At 66.3% G+C, this 20,631-nt stretch carries 23 protein-coding genes and 1 tRNA gene; 8 read left to right on the top strand and 16 right to left on the bottom strand.

Annotated features, from left to right (window positions below):
• Positions 1-172 precede the first annotated feature (172 nt).
• Positions 173-601 (top strand): flagellar transcriptional regulator FlhD, encoded by a 429-nt coding sequence (locus U5809_RS16815; protein WP_322087355.1) that lies wholly within the window; start codon positions 173-175, stop codon positions 599-601.
• Positions 598-1,230: a flagellar transcriptional regulator FlhC gene (gene flhC / locus U5809_RS16820; RefSeq protein WP_322087356.1), complete on the top strand. Its 633-nt coding sequence runs from the start codon at positions 598-600 to the stop codon at positions 1,228-1,230. Before U5809_RS16815 ends, flhC begins: the two co-directional genes overlap by 4 nt.
• Here flhC and U5809_RS16825 read toward each other — a convergent pair.
• The gene (locus U5809_RS16825) at positions 1,227-3,053 is read right to left on the bottom strand and encodes a hybrid sensor histidine kinase/response regulator (protein ID WP_322087357.1); all 1,827 of its coding nucleotides are present in this window, start codon (positions 3,051-3,053) and stop codon (positions 1,227-1,229) included. The two genes, flhC and U5809_RS16825, sit on opposite strands and share 4 nt — an antisense overlap.
• Before the next feature lie 343 nt (positions 3,054-3,396).
• Complete coding sequence (locus U5809_RS16830; RefSeq protein WP_322087358.1) at positions 3,397-4,380, bottom strand: GlxA family transcriptional regulator; 984 nt, start codon at positions 4,378-4,380, stop codon at positions 3,397-3,399.
• A 134-nt stretch (positions 4,381-4,514) separates the two neighbouring features.
• Here U5809_RS16830 and U5809_RS16835 point away from each other — a divergent pair, with 134 nt between their 5' ends.
• Positions 4,515-5,225: an NAD(P)H-dependent oxidoreductase gene (locus U5809_RS16835; RefSeq protein WP_322087359.1), complete on the top strand. Its 711-nt coding sequence runs from the start codon at positions 4,515-4,517 to the stop codon at positions 5,223-5,225.
• Positions 5,226-5,440: 215 nt separating this feature from the next.
• Here the strand turns inward: U5809_RS16835 and U5809_RS16840 are convergent.
• A tRNA-Leu gene (locus U5809_RS16840) sits at positions 5,441-5,525 on the bottom strand.
• 141 nt (positions 5,526-5,666) lie between these two features.
• On the opposite strand from U5809_RS16840, the gene U5809_RS16845 reads away from it, so the two are divergent.
• A complete protein-coding gene (locus U5809_RS16845) occupies positions 5,667-6,980 on the top strand; it encodes a leucine-rich repeat-containing protein kinase family protein (RefSeq protein ID WP_322087360.1) in 1,314 nt (437 codons plus the stop codon).
• A gap of 13 nt (positions 6,981-6,993) precedes the next feature.
• On the opposite strand, the gene U5809_RS16850 is transcribed toward U5809_RS16845, so the two are convergent.
• The 8 genes from U5809_RS16850 to U5809_RS16885 all read right to left on the bottom strand — a co-directional run bounded on the left by U5809_RS16850 (position 6,994) and on the right by U5809_RS16885 (position 12,202).
• Complete coding sequence (locus U5809_RS16850; RefSeq protein WP_322087361.1) at positions 6,994-7,623, bottom strand: LysE family translocator; 630 nt, start codon at positions 7,621-7,623, stop codon at positions 6,994-6,996.
• 107 nt (positions 7,624-7,730) lie between these two features.
• Positions 7,731-7,904, bottom strand: a complete 174-nt coding sequence (locus tag U5809_RS16855; protein WP_176048279.1) for a hypothetical protein — start codon at positions 7,902-7,904, stop codon at positions 7,731-7,733.
• A gap of 33 nt (positions 7,905-7,937) precedes the next feature.
• Positions 7,938-8,384: a copper chaperone PCu(A)C gene (locus tag U5809_RS16860; protein WP_322087362.1), complete on the bottom strand. Its 447-nt coding sequence runs from the start codon at positions 8,382-8,384 to the stop codon at positions 7,938-7,940.
• A gap of 43 nt (positions 8,385-8,427) precedes the next feature.
• Positions 8,428-8,793 (bottom strand): copper homeostasis periplasmic binding protein CopC, encoded by a 366-nt coding sequence (gene copC, locus U5809_RS16865; protein ID WP_322087363.1) that lies wholly within the window; start codon positions 8,791-8,793, stop codon positions 8,428-8,430.
• Between the two features lie 96 nt (positions 8,794-8,889).
• Positions 8,890-9,267, bottom strand: coding sequence for a DUF2946 domain-containing protein (locus U5809_RS16870; protein ID WP_282508724.1), 378 nt, complete (start codon positions 9,265-9,267; stop codon positions 8,890-8,892).
• A gap of 92 nt (positions 9,268-9,359) precedes the next feature.
• Positions 9,360-9,854 (bottom strand): SRPBCC family protein, encoded by a 495-nt coding sequence (locus U5809_RS16875; RefSeq protein WP_282508725.1) that lies wholly within the window; start codon positions 9,852-9,854, stop codon positions 9,360-9,362.
• A 58-nt stretch (positions 9,855-9,912) separates the two neighbouring features.
• Positions 9,913-10,215, bottom strand: coding sequence for a 2Fe-2S iron-sulfur cluster-binding protein (locus U5809_RS16880; protein ID WP_077220533.1), 303 nt, complete (start codon positions 10,213-10,215; stop codon positions 9,913-9,915).
• Between the two features lie 82 nt (positions 10,216-10,297).
• Entirely contained in the window at positions 10,298-12,202 is a 1,905-nt protein-coding gene (locus tag U5809_RS16885) for a sigma-54-dependent Fis family transcriptional regulator (RefSeq protein WP_322087364.1), read from the bottom strand.
• Positions 12,203-12,387: 185 nt separating this feature from the next.
• On the opposite strand from U5809_RS16885, the gene U5809_RS16890 reads away from it, so the two are divergent.
• From U5809_RS16890 to U5809_RS16900, 3 genes are all read left to right on the top strand, one after another.
• Positions 12,388-12,663, top strand: a complete 276-nt coding sequence (locus U5809_RS16890) for a DUF2964 family protein (RefSeq protein ID WP_235212474.1) — start codon at positions 12,388-12,390, stop codon at positions 12,661-12,663.
• A 240-nt stretch (positions 12,664-12,903) separates the two neighbouring features.
• Positions 12,904-13,191 (top strand): DUF1488 domain-containing protein, encoded by a 288-nt coding sequence (locus tag U5809_RS16895; protein WP_011354308.1) that lies wholly within the window; start codon positions 12,904-12,906, stop codon positions 13,189-13,191.
• A 233-nt stretch (positions 13,192-13,424) separates the two neighbouring features.
• The gene (locus U5809_RS16900) at positions 13,425-15,383 is read left to right on the top strand and encodes a tetratricopeptide repeat protein (RefSeq protein WP_322087365.1); all 1,959 of its coding nucleotides are present in this window, start codon (positions 13,425-13,427) and stop codon (positions 15,381-15,383) included.
• A 92-nt stretch (positions 15,384-15,475) separates the two neighbouring features.
• Here U5809_RS16900 and U5809_RS16905 read toward each other — a convergent pair whose 3' ends face one another.
• The gene (locus U5809_RS16905; RefSeq protein WP_176048272.1) at positions 15,476-16,777 is read right to left on the bottom strand and encodes an NCS2 family permease; all 1,302 of its coding nucleotides are present in this window, start codon (positions 16,775-16,777) and stop codon (positions 15,476-15,478) included.
• A 783-nt stretch (positions 16,778-17,560) separates the two neighbouring features.
• Between U5809_RS16905 and U5809_RS16910 the strand changes: the two genes are divergently transcribed.
• Entirely contained in the window at positions 17,561-17,839 is a 279-nt protein-coding gene (locus U5809_RS16910) for a hypothetical protein (RefSeq protein ID WP_006480752.1), read from the top strand.
• Positions 17,840-17,999: 160 nt separating this feature from the next.
• On the opposite strand, the gene U5809_RS16915 is transcribed toward U5809_RS16910, so the two are convergent.
• The 4 genes from U5809_RS16915 to U5809_RS16930 all read right to left on the bottom strand — a co-directional run bounded on the left by U5809_RS16915 (position 18,000) and on the right by U5809_RS16930 (position 20,602).
• Positions 18,000-18,374, bottom strand: coding sequence for a DUF2917 domain-containing protein (locus U5809_RS16915; protein WP_282508728.1), 375 nt, complete (start codon positions 18,372-18,374; stop codon positions 18,000-18,002).
• 326 nt (positions 18,375-18,700) lie between these two features.
• On the bottom strand, positions 18,701-19,078 hold the full coding sequence (locus U5809_RS16920) for a DUF2917 domain-containing protein (protein WP_322087366.1): 378 nt from the start codon (positions 19,076-19,078) through the stop codon (positions 18,701-18,703).
• A gap of 251 nt (positions 19,079-19,329) precedes the next feature.
• Positions 19,330-19,617 carry a hypothetical protein gene (locus U5809_RS16925; RefSeq protein WP_309290849.1) on the bottom strand — a complete coding sequence of 96 codons (288 nt, stop codon included), beginning with the start codon at positions 19,615-19,617 and terminating at the stop codon, positions 19,330-19,332.
• 79 nt (positions 19,618-19,696) lie between these two features.
• On the bottom strand, positions 19,697-20,602 hold the full coding sequence (locus U5809_RS16930) for a metal-dependent hydrolase (RefSeq protein ID WP_166961765.1): 906 nt from the start codon (positions 20,600-20,602) through the stop codon (positions 19,697-19,699).
• Between the last annotated feature and the right edge of the window lie 29 nt (positions 20,603-20,631).

Raw genomic sequence — 20,631 nt, forward strand, 5'->3', positions numbered from 1 at the left:
CACAACGAGCGTAACGAAGATCGAGATGGCAAGGGCCCGGGCAAGCTGCAAAAGCCGAGGTTTTTCGGGGTGCGATCGAACCCGGGTGCTGACTATACGATAAAAAGAACCGAACGTGCCAATACGGGGTGCACTGTTTATTTAAATTGATTGCCTTCTGAAGATCCGGCAATTGACGCTGAAGCAGACGATTCACGCCGTAAAACGAGACATGTTCCTTCGCATGGATTTGACGAGTGTCTCCATCAGCCTGATTCGATATCAATCAAGGTGCAACATGGAAACTATCAATGAAGAGGATTTAATTCGCGACCTGAACATGTCTTATCTGTGGCTGGCGCAGCGGTTGCTGCGGACGGATCGCGCGACCGGCATGTTTCGCCTCGGCACGACACCGGAAATGGCGGGTGCACTGGAAAGCCTGTCGATGCGATCGATGCTGAACCTGGCCTCGTCGGGGCAATTGATCTGCGTGCTGCGACTGAGCCGCTGCGACACGGTCGAGGCGCTCGCGAGGCATGGGCCGCCGGACGAAGTCGCGCCGCTGCACGTCGCGCTCGCGCTCTCCAGTATCGGGGCCTTCGACCAGGACACGCCGTGAACGGCGGCGCCGAGCACACGCATGCGACGAGTCTCGCCGATAACGCACGGCTCGTCCTCGATGCCGTGACGCTGATCCGGCTCGGTGCGCGTCCGCAGATGCTCGAGATCGAACTGGCGCTGCCGCACGAGCGCCTGGTCCGACTGTATCGCGAGGTGCGTGGCGTGCCGCCGCCGAAGGGCCTGCTGCCGTTTTCCAGCGACTGGTACATGACGTGGATGGCCAACATCCACGCGTCGCTGTTCCACAACATCTACAGCTTCCTGCGGATCAGTGCGCGGTGTTCGCGGCTCGACGCGCTGGTGAAGGCTTACGGGTTGTATGCGGGGCGATGCGGTGCGGCGCACTGCGAACCGTTGCTCGACCTGACGCGCGCATGGATGCTGGTGCGTTTCGTCGACGGCGGGGTGCTGTCGACGGCGCGCTGTGTCCGATGCCACGCTGCGTTCGTGATTCATCGTCACGACCTGCGGCCGAATCGCGTCTGCGTCGCGTGCCGGCCGCCCGCGCGGGCTGGCAAGCATACCGGCCGTACGAAACAGGCGCCGTCTGCCGCAGGCGCATCCGGCGCGAACGTACGCATCGTGCTCGACCCGGCAGCGGTCGGCGAGCACGCACGATGCTGCTAGATCGCGACACCGCGGGCGTCCGCGTCGGTCGTCGAGCGCCGGCGCGCACCGGCGGCGACCAGATGACCGACCGCCGCGCGCAGTTTGCCGTTCGGCAACGGCCGATGCAGCAGAACCAGCCCGCGTGTGTGCGCCGCGGCCAATTGTTCGTCGGTCGTATCGCCGCTGATCAGCAAGGCGGGCAGGGCGGCGTCGACGTCCTGGCGCAGCCGTTCGATCACCGCGATGCCGTTTTCTCCGCGAGGCGGCAGGTAGTCGCAGATCAGCAGATCGGGCTGCCGCTCGCCGGCCGACAGCCGGTCCAGCGCCTCCTTGCCCGAGCGAACCGCGATCGTCTCGTAGCCCCACGCCGTCAGCAGCGCGGACAGCCCGGTGCGGGTCGTGCGATTGCCGTCGACCACGACCACGAGCCCCGTCGAGCCGGGCACGTCGACGTGACTGGCGATCGGCATGTCGAGCGGGTCGGGCATGCATGCGGCAAGCGCGATCGCGACTTCGAAGCACGAGCCGCGGCCGGGCGTCGAGCGCACGGCCAGTTGGCCGTCGAGCAGGCCGGCGAGCCGTCGCACGATCGCGAGCCCGAGCCCGAAGCCTTTCTCGTGATCGCGTTCGGCATTGCCGACCTGGTAGTACTCGTGGAACACGAGCTTCTGCAGGTGATCGGGAATGCCGCAGCCCGTATCCCATACCTGGATCGCGAGGCGGGTGCCGCGGCGCCGGCAGCCGACGACGATTTTTCCGCGCTCGGTGTAGCGCACCGCGTTGGATACGAGGTTGCGCACGATGCGTTCGACCAGCAGCGGATCCGATTGAACCACCGCGCGGCACGGAACGCGCGACAGCGCGACGCCTTTCGCTTGCGCATCGAGCAGGCAGTCGTTGCAGACGCACTCGAGCACGGTGTCGATGGCAAACGGCCGGCACTGTACGTCCACGCTGCCGGCATCGAGCCGGGAAAGATCGAGCAGCGCGCCGAAGAGCCGGCTGAGCGCATCGGACGAGCGCTCGATGCGCTCGACGAGCCGCCGCCCGTCCGGCGGCATCGGGACGCCGTGCAGCGCACCGATCAGCAGATTCAACGCATGCGCGGACTGGCGCAGATCGTGGCTGGCTGCCGCGAGGAATTGCGATTTGGCGAGATTGGCCTGGTCGGCGATGTGACGCTGGCAGTCGAGGTCGACGGCGAGCCGCTCGATCCGTTCGTTCTGCGCCTGGAGCTCGACTGCGTACTGTTCGGCCTTGAAGCGCAGGCGAATGTTCTGCGTGGCCGCATGGTTCGCCCGCAGCCCGAGATAACCGACCACGCAGGCGATCAGCAGCATCATCGGCGCGGTCGCCGGCTGGAACGCATTCGTCGACAGGATCGCGGTGCCGATATACGGAACGGTGGCCGGCAACAGGAAGGCGATGAATGCCGGAAAGTACGTGCCGAGCACCGGGATGGCGCCGGCAACGACGCAGGTCGTCGCGACGACCACCAGGCTCGCGATTTCGACATCCGCGTGCGTCGCGAGATGAATCGAGGCCCATCCCCAGCCCATGCCGGTGGCCGTGCTGAAGGCGGAGAACCACAGCGCCCAGCGCCGCCAGTGGCTCGCGGACGACGGCGACCGGCGATACAGGCGCGACAGCACGATCTGGCCGACCGAGCACACCGCGGTATAGAGGGGCCACGCAAGGCCCGACGCCGGAGCCGGACGGCCCAGCCAGCCGATCGACAGGGTCGCGAGAACGGCAAGCAACACGCTGCCGACGGCGTAGGGCATCACGGCGTCGTAGACGATCCTGACCTGCTCCGAGGCAATCCGGTCTCGCGACTGCATAGGCGTTCCCCAGATCGCTGCGCACGGCAGCGGGGAGTATCGGCGCGCCCGGCACAGGCGCGTATTCCCGTTACATCAGCATAGTCGCTGCGACCGGGTAATACGCCGCGTTTTCTTGCGCCATCGGCAAGTTGATCAGGAATGCAAATGTAATTGAAGCGTCCCGATTGAAATTCGCGGGAGGTCGCGTCGAATTGTGTTTCGGTGGTGCGCAATCCGTTACATGCGATCAGGCAGCCGGGGAAGCGGTGTATCGATTGCACCGGCCGTGCCGCCATTCGCTTGCCGACAGCGCGTATGCAGCAAGTGCCGGCGTCGTGACGGACGCGCGGCATCGGCCACGTCAAGACGTGCGAAAGCGCCCCCGATAAGCGCCCGGGCTCAGTCCTACCCGTTCCTTGAACAACCGGCAGAACGAACTCACGTCGCTATAGCCGACCTTGACGGCCACTTCCTCGATCGTGAGGTCGGCGGCCTCGAACAGTCCGCGGGCGGCCTCGATCCGCAGGCTCTGCAAATAGCGCAGCGGTGTCTGGTCCAGTGCGGCCTGAAAGCGGCGAATCAGCGTGCGCTCGCTGACGTCGAGTTCGTTCGCGAGCGCCGACATCCGCACCTCCTTCGCCATGTTCTTCTGCAGCAGGTGCTGCGCGCGATGAACCAGTGAATCGCCGTGGGCCTTGTCCGCGAGCAGCGGCAGGTAGGGCGTCTGGCGCGTCTGGCTAACGTCGATGAGCATGGTTTTCGCGCAAAGCGATGCGACCGTCGGGCCGGAGAGGCGCTCGACGATGTGAATCGTCTGCAGGAGATAAGACGCCGATGCACCGGCGCAGATCAGGCGATCGACTTCGGTGATGACAGGTTCGACCTGAAGGTTCACGCGCGGAAACCGGGCGCGAAACCGGTCGGCGAGCCACCAGGTCGTCGTCGCCGCGCGTCCGTCCAGCAATCCGGTTTGCGCGAGCAGAAACGTGCCCGTGCAATTGGCCGCGACGCACGCGCCGGCATTCCATTGCGTGATCAGCCAGTCGCATGCGCCCGACTGGTTCGCCAGCAACCTGTCGAACGCCTTGTGCCCCGCGTAATGCGCGCTCGGGATGAACACCAGATCGAAGCGTTGCCGCGGCCGGATCGGTTGCGTGTTCACCTCGAGACCGTTGCTGGTGCGGATCGGGCCGCCCGACTGCGATACGAAATGCCACTCGTAGCGCGTGCCGGTTTCTCCATGCTGCTTCTTCAGGTGCGAATTCGCGACCTGGAGGATGTCGGCGAACCCGCCCAGGCTGAAGGCGTAGCAATCGTCATAGGCAAGGATGGCGGCGCGGTGCATGGCGGTTTCGGCACAACATTAGTCAATTTCGACAATGTACAGCAACCCGGCGACCGGCGACACTTTCGCTACCGGGTGATCGCGTGCCGAGCCGGCCGGATCACGATCCATTCGTTCATTCGAGAGCCATTGCCATGAAAGTCCTGATCGTTCACGCTCATCCCGAGCCTCAATCGTTCTGCACTGCTTTGAAAACCACAGCCGAGGACGTGTTGCGCGCGGACGGGCATGAAGTCGAGGTGTCGGATCTCTATGCGATGGGCTTCAACCCCGTCGCATCGGCGAACGATTTCGGCGCGCGTGCCAATGACGACTACTGCGTCTATGCGCTGGAGCAGCGTCATGGCGTAGCCAACGGCACCATCAGTGCGGATATCCGGGGAGAACTCGACAAGCTGATGCGATGTGACCTGCTCGTGCTGAATTTCCCGTTGTTCTGGTTCTCGACGCCCGCGATCCTGAAGGGGTGGATCGACCGCGTACTCGTGTCCGGCGCCGTCTACGGCGGCATGCGGTTCTACGATCGGGGCGGTCTCAAGGGCAAGCGTGCGATCGTGAGCCTGACGCTGGGCGGGCAGGCGCACATGTTCGGCAACGACCGCGTGCACGGTTCGCTACAAGGCATGCTGCGCCACCTGTTGCAGGGGACGCTCGCGTACACCGGTCTCGACGTACTCGAACCGTTCGTCGCGTGGCATGTGCCGTATGTGTCGAACGAAGTCCGGGGCGGTTATCTGGATGCGTGGCGAAACCGGTTGCCGTCGTTGGCGACGGAGCAGCCGCTGGTGTTCCCGAGTCTCGACGACTTCGACGCGCAACTGTATCCGCTCAAGCGCGGAACGTGACCGGGGAAGGGGGCGGCGCAAGACGAGGCGATGACGTGCGTGGGCAGGTCGTTGTCGTCAAGGTGCTCGGGAGTGTGCGATCGCGGCGAGGGGCCCGGAAGTCGATATCGGCAGGCGATATCGTGGACGGCGCGGCGGCCGGCTCGACGGCGATGTGTTTCGCCGGTTGATGCCCGATGGGCTGCTGCGCTGGCAAGCAGCGCATTGCATTAACCTGGTGCCGACGGCGAGACTCGAACTCGCACAGCTTTCGCCACTACCCCCTCAAGATAGCGTGTCTACCAATTTCACCACGTCGGCACTGCAAGGGGCGCAATTCTAACGTCACATTGCGCGTTTGTGAAGGGGGGGTGACAAGGTTGTGGTTTTGCACGAAAGCGATCCCGGTAGAATTCGTCGGATCGGTCTGACGATCATCGCAACCGCAACCTGTTTTCTCCCGTGACCCACACCCTCGAACAACTGCAGGCCGGACAACTGTCGGGCGCACGGCAACTCAAGCTCGCATGCGGGTTGACCGAATTTCCGCGCGAGATCTTCGATCTTGCCGACACGCTCGAAGTGCTCGACCTGACCGGCAATGCGCTGTCCGCGCTGCCGGACGACCTGCCGCGGCTGCATCGTCTGCGCATCCTGTTTGCGTCCGGCAATCGCTTCACCGCGTTCCCCGACGTGCTCGGCGCTTGCGGGCAACTCGACATGATCGGCTTCAAGGCGAACCGGATTCGCACGGTGCCGCGCGGCGCGCTGCCGCGCGCGCTGCGCTGGCTGATCCTCACCGACAACGCAATCGATGCGCTGCCTGCCGATATCGGCGACTGTTCGCGGTTGCAGAAGCTCATGCTCGCGGGCAATCGGTTGCGCGCGCTGCCGGCCGAAATGGCCGCATGCCGCGCGCTCGAACTGGTGCGCCTGTCGGCCAACCGGCTGGATGCGCTGCCCGACTGGCTGCTGCGCCAGCCGCGCCTCGCGTGGCTCGCCGCCGCCGGCAATCCGTTCGGCGCGGCGCCGGAGGCCGCTGCTTCCGCGGGGCCGGATGTTGTGGAGATCGACTGGGCGTCGCTTTCGTGTGAGCAGAAGCTGGGCGAGGGCGCATCGGGCGTCATTTACCGCGCGCAGTGGCACACGGAAGGGCAGCCGTCACGGGCGGTCGCCGTCAAGCTGTTCAAGGGCGCGGTGACGAGCGACGGCTTGCCCGATTGCGAAATGGCCGCGTGCCTGCACGCCGGCCGCCATCCGGACCTGATCCCGGTGATCGGCAAGGTGCGCGGGCATCCGGATGGCACGCATGGCCTCGTGATGGAACTGGTCGATCCGGCGCTGAAGAATCTCGCCGGGCCGCCGAGTTTCGCGTCTTGCACGCGCGACGTGTATGCGGCCGACGCGCGATTCGCGCCGGCGGAAGCGGTGCGGATCGCGCACGGCATCGCGTCGGTCGCGGGCCATCTGCATGCGCGCGGCATCATGCATGGCGACCTGTATGCGCACAACATCCTGCACGACGGGGCCGGCGGCGCGTTGCTCGGGGATTTCGGTGCGGCGTCGCTCTACGACGTGAACGACCGCATGCAGGGCGGCAGGTTCGAGCGGCTCGAAGTGCGCGCGTTCGGCTATCTGCTCGGCGAACTGCTCGAGCGATGCGAGCCGCGCATGGCGGCCCTCGATGCGCTTGCGGCGGCCTGCCTGAACGAGGATGTCGACGCGCGCCCGTCGTTCGACGAGATCACGGCGGCGCTCGCCGCCCACATGCGCTGACGCGATCGCCCGCTTACGCCTGCCGCGCGGTCAGCAGCTTGATCCCGAGCCCGACGAACAGCAGCCCGCTGCCGCGCTTGAGCGCGCGCACCGCGCGGCTCATGCCGAAACCGCGATGGAACCGGCGCACGCCGGCCGAATAAACGCTGTGAACGATCACGACGGTGCAGGCGATCGTCGCGTACATCACGGCGAACTGCAGTGCGAGCGGGCGGTCGTGCACGATGAACTGCGGCATGAACGCCGACAGGAAGATCATCGTCTTCGGATTGCTGCCCGATACGAACAGCGCTTCGCGGAACAGCTTCCTGCGGTCGGGCACGGCGATTTCCGCGGCACCGGTCGACGCGGCGGCCTTGCGGTCGCCGCGCAATTGCCGCACGCCCAGCACCATCAGGTATGCGGCGCCGACGATTTTCATCGCGACGAACAGCGGCGGCATCGCGGCCAGCACCGCGCCGACGCCGAGCGCGACGAGCAGCACGACCACACCCTGCGCGACGAGGTTGCCCGCGATCGTCGCGGCGGTGCCGTGCGTACCGTAGCGCACCGTGTTGCGGATCACGAGCAGGACGTTCGGCCCCGGCGACAGTGTCGTGGCGAGATAGGCTGCGGCAAACAGCATCCAGGTCTGAACGGACATGCGTCGCTCCGAGTGGCGGTTCCGGCGGTCGGGATGAATCGATTGAAGCGATGATGCCACGCCAATAATGGCGCGGGCCGCCGCCGGAACCACGCATGCGCGGCGCGTCAGCGCGCGTCGCGCATGCAGTACGCGGGGATCGACGGTGGCGTGTCGATCGCGGCGGGCCGCGTCATCCATGCGATCCACGCGGCCCACAACCCGCAGACGATCAGCACGGCGAGATTCAGCGGCGTCCGGTAACGGACGATCAGGTCGGCCAGCGGCAGGCGGTCTTTCATGTGCGTCTCCTTCGATCGGGGTACGGGGGCGCGTTACTGGCCGGCGTAGGTCGGCGGCTTCGCGTCGCAGGTGACCGACACCGTCGAGCCGTCGGCGAAATGCAGCCGGAACGGCACCTTCGCGCCGGGTGCGACGGGTTGGCGCGGTTCCTCGAGCATCACGTGATAGCTCTTCGGCTTGAACGTCACCGAGCCGTGCGCGGGGACGACGACCGAGTCGACATGAACCATCTTCGCGGTGCTGCCGTTCGTCTGCGTTTCATGCACCATCGCCATGCCGTACGCGGGGCTGTCGATGCCCGTCAGCGTGGCGGGTGCGTCGCCGTCGTTCTTCAGCGTGAAGTAGCCGGACGACGGCACCGTCGCCGGCATCGCGCGGATCCAGCACGCATCGGCCTGCACGGCCGGCGCAGCGAACGTGGCAGGGGCTTGCAGCGCCAGCAGTGCAAACAGCAGCGCGGTCGGAATCGAGCGTTTCATCGTTTGTTTTCCTTATCGGTGGATGCAGGGGATGGCGCGTGCATTACTTCAGCGTGAACGTGTAACGGCCTTGCGTGCGATGGCCGTCGCTCGCAACGGCGACCCACGCGACCGTGTACGTGCCGGCCGTCAGGCTGGCCAGTGCGACGTGCATCCGTTTCCGGTTGCCGGCGTCGACGGCCGACTTCCCGTCGGCAACGGATTGCCCGTGGCTGTCGGTGACGGTGATCGAGCTGAAGGCCGGTTCGAGCGCTTCGCTGAAATTGATCGTGACTGCGTGCGGTGCGGCCGACAGCGTGGCGTCGGCGGCCGGGTCCTGCGTCTTCGGAATGGCATGCGCATGGGCAGCCTGGATGACGATGAAGCCGAGCGCGGCGAGTGCGCCGCGCAAGAAAGTGGCGGTGTTCATGACGGTGAGCGTCCTTCGAAACGTGACAGGTCACGCACGCGGGCGGCGTGCGCGGGCCGCGCGATGCGCTACGGCATCACGCGTGACGACAACGGATCAGGACGCGAACGGTGGGGCGCGCGGCTGCGCGGCCGTGAGCGGCAGCGCGCGATGCAGGCTTTCGAAGCGGGTGGCCGCGCGGTGCTGGATCACGCGCACGTTGGCCGCGAACGTCAGTTCGGGCGCGGGCAGGGCGGGCGTGTGGGCAAGCAGGCTGCAATAGCCGCATGCCTGGAGGTGGGCTTGCAGGCGCTTCGTCGACGCATCGGCAGAGTGGTCGCCGGCGGCCGGCGCGGCCGTACAGTAGCCGGCCAGCAGCGCGTCGACACGCCCTTGCGTGGTCAACGCCTGCGAGATCGTCGGCGCGAGCGCCGTCATCAGGATGGCGAGCATCCCGATCAGACTGCCGATCTTCCGGAGGCGACGACTCAGCATGCGATGCGCGGTGGCGTATGAGCGACGATGGAGCGGATTATGCCACGCACGTCGATCCGCGGGTCGGCCGCGGCATGCGGCGAAGCGGCACGCTACGCGTGCTTCGCCAGGTATTTCGTGATCAGCGTCATCTGCGCGGCCCAGCCCTGGTCGTTCATCTCGCGCGCCTTCGCGCGGCGCGCTTCGATCAACTGATCGAAACCCGTTTCGGTGACCGTGAGCAGCGTGCCGCCGGCCTGCGCGGCGAGCGTGAACGTGACGAGCGTCATCGGCTCGGACGTGTAATCGAAATTCGGATCGATCGCGAACGGATGCCAGCGAAACGAGAACAGTTGTTTCGGTTCGCGGCGATCGACGACGATCTCGAACACAGTGCCCGCATAGGGCTCCTGCGCCTTGGCGACGTCGTCGTCGACGCGTGTCGGCGTGATGCGGCCGAACAGCGGCTGGCCGGCCGCGAACGGGCCGTCGAACGTGACGCCGAACCACTGGCCGAATTCGCCGGAATTGCTGACGGCTTCCCAGACGCGCTCGGGCGATGCCGCGAGCTGAGCGTGTTTCTCGATGCGATCGGTTTGCTGGGCCATCGCGTTCTCCATGCAGGATCAGGCGTTGCAGGACGGCGCGCGCGACCGCACGCCGCGTCTAGTCGAGCATGACCGCGTCGGGCACGTCGAGCACGAGGTCCGACGTCGCGACGGCCACGCACGGCAGCGTATAGCCGTCGGCCTTTTCCTCGCGGCTCAGGCCCGGCCATTCGATCGTGTAGCGTACGCTGCCGCTGACGATCCGGCAAAGGCAGCTTCGGCACGTGCCGTTGCGGCACGAGCGCGGCAGCGACACGCGCGCGAACGCGGCGGCTTCGAGCAGTGTCAGCGAATCGGGTGCGTCGAAGGTCGTGCCGAGCGGCTCGATGCGCACGAGGGGCGGGTGGTCGGGATCGGTCATGACTGAGGCGGGCGGCGGTTCGGCGGCAACGCGCCAAGCATACCCGAACCGGCCGGCGGGCAGCGTCCGCCGGCCGGGGGCGTCAATGCCGCCGCAGGTAGCGGTACACGGTGTTGCGCGCGAGGCCGAGCTCGCGCGCGGCCGCCGATACGTTGCCGCCGTGCCGCGCGAGCACGGCGTCGATCACCGCGGCCTGGTGGCTTTGCAGCGTCGTGCCTTCGTGCGCGGTAGCCGGTGTGGCCGGTGTGGTTGCTGCCGTTGCAACCGGCCCATCTTCGCAGTCGAGCCAGAAATCGTCGGGCAAATGCGCGAGCGCGATTTCGGCTTCGTCTTCGGCGAGCATGCCGGCCGTGCGCAGCACGTTGGTCATCTGCCGCAGATTGCCGGGCCAGCGGTGGCGCGTGAATGCATCGAGCACGTCGGCCGCGATACGGCGCGGCATCGGTTCGCTGCGCGCAAGCCGCGCGAGAATCCGGTCGACGAGTGCCGGCAGGTCGGTGCGCACGGCGAGTGCCGGCAGCGTGACGGCAAGCCCGTTGATCCGGTAGAACAGGTCTTCACGGAACGTCCCATCCGCGATCATCGCGCGCAGGTCGCGATGGGTCGCGCAGACCACGCGCACGTCGACCGGCACCGCGCGTGCGCCGCCGAGCGGCATGACCGCGCGCTCCTGCAGCACGCGCATCAGCCTGACCTGCTGTGCGAGCGGCATGTCGCCGATCTCGTCGAGAAACAGCGTGCCGCCGTCGGCCTGCGCGATCTTGCCGGGGCTGCCACGCTTGCGCGCGCCCGTGAACGCGCCGTCTTCATAGCCGAACAACTCGGCCTCGATCAGCGAATCCGGCAGCGCCGCGCAGTTGACCGCGACGAACGGGCCGTCCGCGCGCGGAGACGCCTGGTGCAGCGCGCGGGCGAGCCATTCCTTGCCGGTGCCGGTCTGGCCGAGGATCAGCAGCGGCAGGTCGCGCCCGCGGATTTTCGCGACGCGCTCGAGCACGGCGGCCATGCGCGCGTCGCCGGTGTCGAGCGTCGCGAACGTGATCGTGTCGGGGTCAGGCGCACGTACGCGCACGGCCGGCGCGGGCGGCGTGACGGCAACGGTCGTTTTCTGCGCGTCCGGGAATTCGCAGCGCGCGAGCACGCGCACGCCGGTCGACAGCGTCAGGCGGAACGTGGCGCCCGGCGCGCGGGCGGCCTGCTGCGCGAGCTGGCCGAAGCGCATGCCGAACAGCGCATCGCTGGCTTGATGCTGCAGTGCGTCGAACGACGCGCCGAGCTGGAATTGCGCGCTGCGGTTCGCGGCGATCAGCCCGCCGTCGGGGCCGAATGCGACGAGCCCGGCGAACAGCGAGTCGACGCAATCCTCGTGCGCGTGAAAGCGCAGCCGCAGCGCTTCCCCGCACTGGTTCGCGAACAGATGGTTCTCGATCAGCTGCGCGGACATCCGCACGAGCGCGAGCGTATGCGGGCTGGAGCCGCGCGGGTCGCCGCTCACGTCGAGCGTGCCGAGCGTGCGCCCGAACGGATCGACGATCGGCGCGCACGAGCAGGTGAGGATGTGGTTCGCGCGCAGGAAGTGCTCGGACCCGTGCACGACGACGGCCTGGCGCGACGCGAGCGCGGTGCCGATCGCGTTGGTGCCGCGCGCCCCTTCGGCCCACGACACGCCGGTGCACAGCGCGACGCGGTTGGCTTTCTCGATGAAGTCGGCATCGCCGATGCTGTGCAGGATCACGCCGTCGGCGTCGGTCAGCAGCACCAGGCTTTGCGTATCGGCGATCTGCGCGTGGAGGTCTTCCATCACCGGGCGCGCGTGCGAGAACAGCGCGTGATTCGTGTCGAGCAGTTCGCGCAGCGCGATGCGCGACAGCGGTGCAAAATCCGGGCGTTCGTGCGCGCGCAGGCCGACCGCGGTCGAACGCGCATGCGCCTGCGCGAGCAGGTCGGTGCGACCCGCGGTGACGGGCAGCACGAAGGGTTGCGGCATGACTTGTCTCCTGTTCCCGGGGCAACCCGGGCCGACCGAATCGGAACCGGCGGCGGAGTGCTGCTCCGCTCGCGGTGCACCATCCGGCGCAACAGCCGACCGTCCGGGTACGCATCATCATACAAGCGCCACGTGCGATGCGCGACCGCGATCAAAATCCCCTTGCTTTTAAGCGCCCGCCTGCAATGATGGAAATGGAGCACGCACGCGCCGTGTTCCGCATTGCAACATGCATGCGACGCGACATGCATCCGTTCGGGAGACGCATCATGGTTCGGACGGAACTGAGAGTCGTGCTGGCGGCCATCGCCACGTTCATCATGCTGGGCGGCATTGCCGTGGCGATCCACGGATTGCTGTTCGATCTGACCGATGCGGTGCGATACGGGGCGGCCGCGATTGCGGTGGGCGTCACGACCGCCGCGATCGCGCTCAACGTCTGGCCCACCGATCCGCACTGACGTCCGTTTCCGAAACGGTGCCCGATGCCGCGCTGATCTGATGAATGGCGCGTCGGAACGACGCACGCGGGAATATTTGTCTCCTGCGCGAAACCGTCTAAAGTGGAAATCAACCGGCATGCATCGACCGCGCCACACTCCGCGGTCGGGGCCTCCGCCGGCGAGCCCGCGTACATTTCGTCCGGCCGGTAGCGGACGACGGACGCGGTCATTCGTTTTCTACCGGTCGAGGCGGCTCCCATGCAGATCCATTTCACGAATGAGAAGCCTGAGTATTCGGGGCGTGACCTGATGCTTGCATTCACGGCACTGGTCAATGGCGAGCGCGTCCAGTGTCAGATCACCGCCGAGGCGCTGGAAGACCACTTCGGTGCGGCATCGCCGCGCTTCGAGGACATGGTCGGCGCATTCGACCAGCACCGCGACCGTATCGAGGCGGCTGCACGACGCCTGCTGTCGGAAACACGCGCGCAATGCGTGACGCTGCGCAGCGGTTACGTGCGCTTCTACGAGGCCAACTGGCGCTGACGACACGACGCTCGTCTTGCGGAGCGCGCGGCTGGGCGCGGCGCACGCGAAGACGTTGCCTTTCACGCAATGCCGTTCGGCGGAGTCGGGCGGCATTTTCGTATGCGGGCGGCGCCGGATTGCCGTTGCACCGCGCCCGCTGCTAGTGTGTCGAGGCGAACTGGCGTTCCGATTCGTCAGGATCGCAGAAGAAATCATTCGAATACCAACACAATAAAAAGAGGGCGCCGCACGTGGAGCATCGTTCGGGATGGGGGAAGGCGCGCCGTCTGCTGGCAGGCGCATGGTTGCTCGGGGCCGGCATGTCGATGGCCGACGCGGCCGTTCGGTCGGACGACGACGCGATCGGTCGGCGCGCACCCGGTGAGGTCGACATCGTCGCGGGCGACGTCACGACGGGTGGCATCGTCGTGGCGCCGGGGCGTGTCGCGACGCCGTGTCATCGGCTCGCCGGCCGGCCGGCATTCGACATCGCATCGGCCGATGGCCGCCGTCTTCCCGCGCGACTCGTCGCGGGCAACCAGGATCGGGACATTTGCATCGTCGAAGCGACGGGTCTCGACGTCGCCGCCGTGCCGTTGACGGCGCGAAGTCCGGAAGCAGCCACGACCGCCTATCTGGCGGGCGCGCGATTCGACCGTCGCGATCCCGTTGCGCTGCGCGTGTGCTGCCATGCGTGGGCCGCGGACGGCGGCGTGCATTCCGGCCTGGTCGCGTCGCCGGATCCGGCGTCGCCGCACCTGCCCGAACCGGGCGCCGGCGTCTACGATGAGCAAGGCAATCTGATCGGCATGGTGGGCGTCCGCGCGGACAATGCCGCATCGCTCTATATGGTCCTGCCGGTCGAGTGGATGGCGACCGTGGCGGCGAAGATGCCGGCCGTCGACCTGCCGCTCGAAGCGACCGCCTGGATGAGCCAGGCGCGCGCGTACGCGGTGGCAAACGACGTCGACGGGCTGATTCGCCATGACCTTGCATGGACGGCCGCGCGACCGCAAAGCGCGTGGGCGTGGAACAACCTCGGCAATGCCTACCGCACGAGCCGGCTGCCCGATCGCGGCGCGCTCAGCCTGGCCGCCTATCGCCGTTCGGTCGAAAACGATCCGTCATACGCATTTGGCTGGTCTTCGCTCGGCAACACCTATGCCGAGCTGGGGCAGATGGATCGCGCGCTCGACGCGTTTCATGCCGGCATGCGTGCCGATCCGTCGGACGCGATGCTGCCGATGAATCTCGGTATCGCGTATTTGCGGCGCGGCGACAAGGCCGAAGCGCGACCGTTGTTCGAACGGGGCGTACATGAACTGACCGGTTCGCGCCAGGCAGATGCGTGGAGCCTGCTGGCCTCGGCGCAGCAGGATGCCCAGGCAACCATCGGCGTGCTGTACGACGGGTTGAAGGCCTTTCCCGACGATGCGCGGCTTTGGTACGCACTCGGCCGTGCGCAATACGATCTCGGCCACCTGGCGGACGCGATCGCCAGTTACCAGCACGCGCTGAAGGCGCAGAAGGGCGGCGATTCCGCCGCAACCGCGCTCATCCAGGGCGCGCTGACCCAGGCGTATGCGCTGCAGGGCCAGTCCGGCAACGCGTCCAGCGCGATGCACAGTGCCGTTGAAGCGGCGCCGGACAATGCCGAATACTGGTTGCGGCTCGGCGCGCTGTACATGACACAGTCGAACTATGTCGATGCGTTGAGCGCGCTCGACCGATCCCTCAAGCTGAACGACAGCGACGCGAGGGCATGGCGGATGCACGGCGTGACGCTGGCGCAACTGGGCCAGCATGTGCAAGCCGTCGCATCGTTCCGGCGCGCGGTTGCGCTGGACGAATCCCTGGCGGCGGGATGGGTGGTGCTCGCGGGCGAACTGAACGAGATCGGCCAGCCCGACGAAGCGTCGGCCGCGGCTGCGCATGCATTGAAGCTCGATCCGTCGAACCGGTTGGCGCGGGAGGCGATGGGCATCGCGGCGATTCGCGGCAAGCGGCCCGATGCGGCGGTCGGGATCTTCGAGGAGATGAACCGCACGTATCCCGATGACGCGCAAGTCATGGCCAACCTGGCGGTCGCTTATCGCCGCACCGGGCGGGTCGATGACGCGGTGCAGTTGTATCGCCGCGTCAAGACGCTCGATTCGTCGCTGGCGCAGCGGCTGTACGACGAGGAACTGAAAGGGGTTGCAACGCCATGACCGGCGCGGACGACGCCGGTTCAGGCACGCCCAAGGCAAACGCCACCCGAAGGTGGCGTTTTTTCATCGTACCGCGCGGCGCTTAGCTTCGCTTACTCGCTGCCGAGATAGAAGAAGCGGAACAGGAACACGGCCGCGATGACCCACACGATCGGCTTGACCGTGCGCGCCTGGCCCGTCAGCAGCTTGAGGCCGCCGTACGCGATGAAGCCGAACGCGACGCCGTTCGCGATCGAGTACGTGAACGGCATCAGCAGTGCGGTCAGCGCGGCCGGCACGGCTTCCGTTGCATCGTCCCACGGTACCTCGACCATCTCGCGCAGCATCAGGCACGACACGTACAGCAGCGCGGGCGCCGTTGCATAGGCCGGCACGACGCCGGCGAGCGGCGCGATGAACAGGCACGCGAGGAACAGCACCGCGACGGTGATCGCCGTCACGCCCGTGCGGCCGCCTGCCTGCACGCCCGATGCGCTTTCGATATACGCGGTGGTCGACGACGTGCCGAGCACCGAGCCCGCGACGATCGCCGTGCTGTCGGCGAGCAGCGCCTTGTTCAGCCGGTTCATCTTGCCTTCGACGAGCAGGCCCGCGCGGTTCGCGACGCCCATCAGCGTGCCCGTTGCGTCGAACAGCTCGACGAGGAAGAACACGAGGATCACGTTGATGATGCCGGTCGACAGCGCGGCGCGGATGTCGAGCTTGAACAGCGTTGCATCGATCGACGGCGGCGCGGAGAACACGCCGTGGAACTGGTTGTCGCCGAAGAAGAACGACAGGACCGTAACGCCGATGATGCCGATCAGGATCGCGCCGCGCACGCGCAGGTGGTCGAGCGTGACGATCGTGAAGAAGCCGACGATCGCGAGGATCGTGTCGTGCTTGTGCAGGTCGCCGAGCGTGACGAGCGTGGCCGGGTTGCCGACGATCACACCCGAGGTCTTCAGCGAGATGATGCCGAGGAACAGGCCGATACCGGCGGTGATCGAGATGCGCAGCGATTTCGGAATGCCGTTGACGATCGCCTCGCGCACGCGGAACAGCGTGACGAGCAGGAACAGGCAGCCGGAGATGAACACCGCGCCGAGCGCGGCCTGCCACGTGAAGCCCATCCCCTTGACGACCGTGTAGGCGAAATACGCGTTCAGGCCCATGCCGGGCGCGCACGCGATCGGGTAGTTCGCGTACAGCCCCATGATGATCGACGCCAGCGCCGCGACGAGGCAGGTCGCGACGAACACGGATTCCTTCGGCATGCCGGCATCGCCGAGGATCGCGGGGTTGACGAAGATGATGTAGGCCATCGTCAGGAACGTGGTGACGCCCGCGAGTATTTCGGTGCGGAAGTCGGTGCCGGCTTCAGCGAAGCCGAAATACCGCTTGATGGATTCCATGAAGGCGTTTCTCCGGTCGGGTTGTCGTGTTGATTGTTGTGCCGAATTGTTGTAAAGGCAGCGCGCGGCCGGCTTAATGTAACCAGCCACTATTGCCCGGCTATCGGCGGATTGTAATAGCGCGGATAGCTCGGACGATATAGTTGGAGGGCACGATCGGTTGCCTGCGCGCGAACGGTCTGGCAGCCCGGCCGCGCGACGAAGGCGCGCATTTTACCGGTTCGCGCGGCACGGACCGGCAGAAATGGCGCAAATGGCGGAAACGGTGGAAAGGCAAGCGGGAGGAACGGGCGAAACCGGCCGGTGCGTGCGCAACGGCACGGCAGCTGCATCGCGCGTGGCGGGTGCGCGATGACACGCGACTGAAACGGAGCGCCCGCATGCTGCACGAACGCGGTGCAGGCTGCGTGTGTGCGCGGACGCACGTGCGCGGCCGGTGCGGATGCACGGCAGCGGCGTGCAGCGGCCATTCGTCAGTCCAGGCGGTGGCAGATATCGGGCTATCGTGCGCCGAAGCCGTCCCGTCCGCAACTGTCATTTCGCGATGCGGGGGCGACTGTGGTTTCTGTGTAAAAGATTGCAAGACCCCATCGCGTAAACCGGCAAGTCTTTCTAGGATAGATACACCGCGCATGCACACGCCGGCCGGTAATTGCCGACGCGGGGGAGTCGCAGTCCGTGCAGGCCAGGCGGTGAATGGCGGTCAAGGCCGTTGCGCGTTCGGGCAGGCACGGCCGATTGCGATTGCCCGATGCGGGTTCGTCCGTAATCACGGAGGTCAGCATGTTGAACTGGATCAGCCGTTGGGCGATGCGACACGCCCCCACGCCGGAAAAAACCGCTGCGTCGATGCTCGTGACGGCGCGCATGGAACTGTTCGCAGCCGAACAGCGCGTCATCGATGCGAAATTACAAGCGGATTACTGGCGCACACGAGTGTCATTCCTCGAAGAGGTGCAGAAGCAGGGCATCGATCCGTGGGTGACCTCGCAGGCAGCGCAACGTCCCGACCTCGATTCCACTCCCCGGAGCACGGGCCCGCGTCTCGCCGCCAGCACCTGATGCACGCATTGCATCCGGTTGCTGCGCACGGCGTGCGATCGCTCGCGGCACGCACTCGCGTGCCGCGGCATTCGATGCGCACCTGCGGCGTGCTGCGCCGCGGGTGCGTCCGTTTCCGGTCGCGGTCGTTCCGAGTCTCGCGTGCTTGACGGCACGTCGCTCATCCGCTCCTTCTCCATACCCCGACGAGCAAACGTTGCACTTGTGCGAGCGTGCGCCTGAAGCGCTCGCCGCGCCGCACGTACGCGGTCGTGAGCGTCGCTTCGGCCGATCGGTCGGCATCGGTGCCGAGCCAGATGCGCTCGCCGCGCGCGATGCGCAGCACGTCGCCGGGCCGCACCCAGTAATCGTCGACGCTCGGCGGGCGCGTGACCCACAGCGCCGCGCCATGCGTACGCAGCTCGGCATCCTGCGACGCGCGCCAGGTCATCGTCGTGCGCGGCGCGACCGCGAAGCGGATCACGACAGTCGGTAACGCGATCGTGCCGGCGCGGCGCCGATCGGGACGGTCGAACAACTGGCTTGCCTGGTCCATCGTCTTCTCCATTGATTGAGCCGGATGGATGACGCGCACCAGAACAAAAAGGCCTCATCCGTTTCCGGTGAGGCCTTGTGTGACATGCGGTACTGCTCGATTGCTAACGCACAAGCGCCTCCCGTGAATCATTCTTTCGAATGTTCATCGAGCAATGAATCGCGACGGCGATGAGCTTGAACGTAGGCATGCGAACGATTTTGTTGTCGGGCTGATGTGTTGTCAACGACTATTTTCGGGATATGCGCGGATGATCCGTTGTCGCACGTGTGCTGCGTATCGCGAGATCGCTGCGCATCCGGATCGAGCGCACAGCGACGCTTTCTCTATTCGAGACTTCGACATCGTCCACCCAGCATGCGGCGCATCTGCGCGAGCGCACGCGCGAGCCACGCGTCGCGTTTCATCACGTACGCGGTCGTGATCGATGCCGCAGCGGGCCGCTCGTCGTCGGTGCTGATCCAGATGCGATCGCCGCGCCGCAGGCGCAGCACGTCGCCGGTTCGTATCCAGTAATCGTCGAGGCAGCCCAGCCGCGTGATCCACAGCGTCGCATCGTGTGTGCGGACCTCGGCATCGTGTTGCGCGCGCCACGCCAGCGTCGTGCGCGGCGCGACCGTGAAATGCAGTTCGACTCTCGGCAACGCGATCGTATCGGTGCGGCACCGATCGGGGCAAACAACCAGCCGGCTTGCTTGGTCCATCGTCATCTCCATCCGTTGAGCCGGACAGGATGACGCGCACCAAAACAAAAAGGCCTCATCCGAATCCGGCGAGGCCTTGTGACATGCGTAACTGAATCGCGATGCTAATGCACAAGCGCCTCCGGTGATCGCCACGTATGGGCGTTCACTCGATTTTCATGCGCGATGGCGAATGGCTTGAGCATAGGCATGCGAACGAGTGTGTCGTGGCAGCCTGGCAATGTCAACGGAAATTTCGAGATACGTGGCGGTTACGCGTCGCGTTGCGCGAGGCCGTTCACGAGCAGCTCGGACAGCAGGCCCGTCATCCCTTCCGGGTGCGTGGCCGCGCGTGCCTTCAGCTGTTCGACGAGCTCGGCGTTGAGCTTGCAGGCGAACGGCACGAGACCCTGTTCCTGGTCGAGCTTGCGCTGCGCGCGGCGGTCGAGCTTGGCGGCTTCGTCGGCACCCTTGCCGAAACGCGCGGAGCCGGACTGCTTCATCGCTTGCGTCAGTTTGAGCGCCTTGTTCTTTTCGAGATCGGTTTTCTTCATGGCCATCGCGGCACCTCCGGGAAATTGAAGCCGCGATTGTACGCATTTCGGCGGGCACTGCCCGCCGAGCCGGCCGGAAACGCGCTCAGGCGCCCTTCGTCGTGCCCCAGTTGCCGCCGTGCGCGGCGGCCTGCGCGGCCGGCGAGCGCTCGAGGTAGGCGAGCGCCTGCTCGGTCGAACCCTCGTGGTGCGGCGTATAGCTCGGCTTGAAATAACGCAGCGCCGCGCCGATCACCTTCCAGAACGACGGCAGGTGCCCGCGCCGCGAACCTTGCCACCACGCGAGCACGAAACCCGGGTAGCGGCCGGCGTCCGGATCGCGCTTGTACATGAATTTCGCGCCGGTCGTGATGTAGTAGAGCAGCAGCAGGATCACGAACGCCATGTGCACGCAGCGCTCCGGATAGCTGCCGCCCAGGTGCCGGTAGATGTCGAACGCGACGGTGCGGTGCTCGACTTCCTCCGCGCCGTGCCAGCGCAGCAGGTCGACCATCGTCGGGTCGGCACGGCCTTCGTCGAGCCCGTGCGCATTGAGCACCCAGTTGCCGAGATAGCCGAAGAAATGCTCGAGCGACGCGATGACGGCGAGCTGCTGGCGCAGCCAGAAGCGCGTATGGCCGATCTTCAGCCCGAGCGGCTGCTCGCCGAGCACGCGCGTGAACAGCCGGTTGAGCTTCTGCGTGAACGGCTTCGTGTCGATCCCGTGCCGGTCGTAGTAGTGCTTGAGCACGCCGCCGTGCGAGCGCGAATGCACGGCCTCCTGGCGCAGGAAGCCTTCGGCCTCGTCGCGCAGGCGCGCATCGGTGATCAGCGGCAGTGCCTTGTTGTACACGCGGCAAAACCACAGCTCGCCTTCCGGGAACAACAGGTTCAGCGTGTTGATGATGTGCGTGCTGCCCGGATCGTTCGGCACCCAGGTGATCGGCGTGTCGCTGAAGTCGAACTTCACGTGCCGGGCCTTGATCTTGTGGTAGTCGGCGGTATCGGTCATGTTGTCTCCCTGTGCGGCGTCATGCGCCG

The sequence above is a fragment of the Burkholderia sp. BCC1999 genome (genome assembly GCF_905339975.1).
In the GTDB taxonomy this organism is placed as follows: domain Bacteria; phylum Pseudomonadota; class Gammaproteobacteria; order Burkholderiales; family Burkholderiaceae; genus Burkholderia.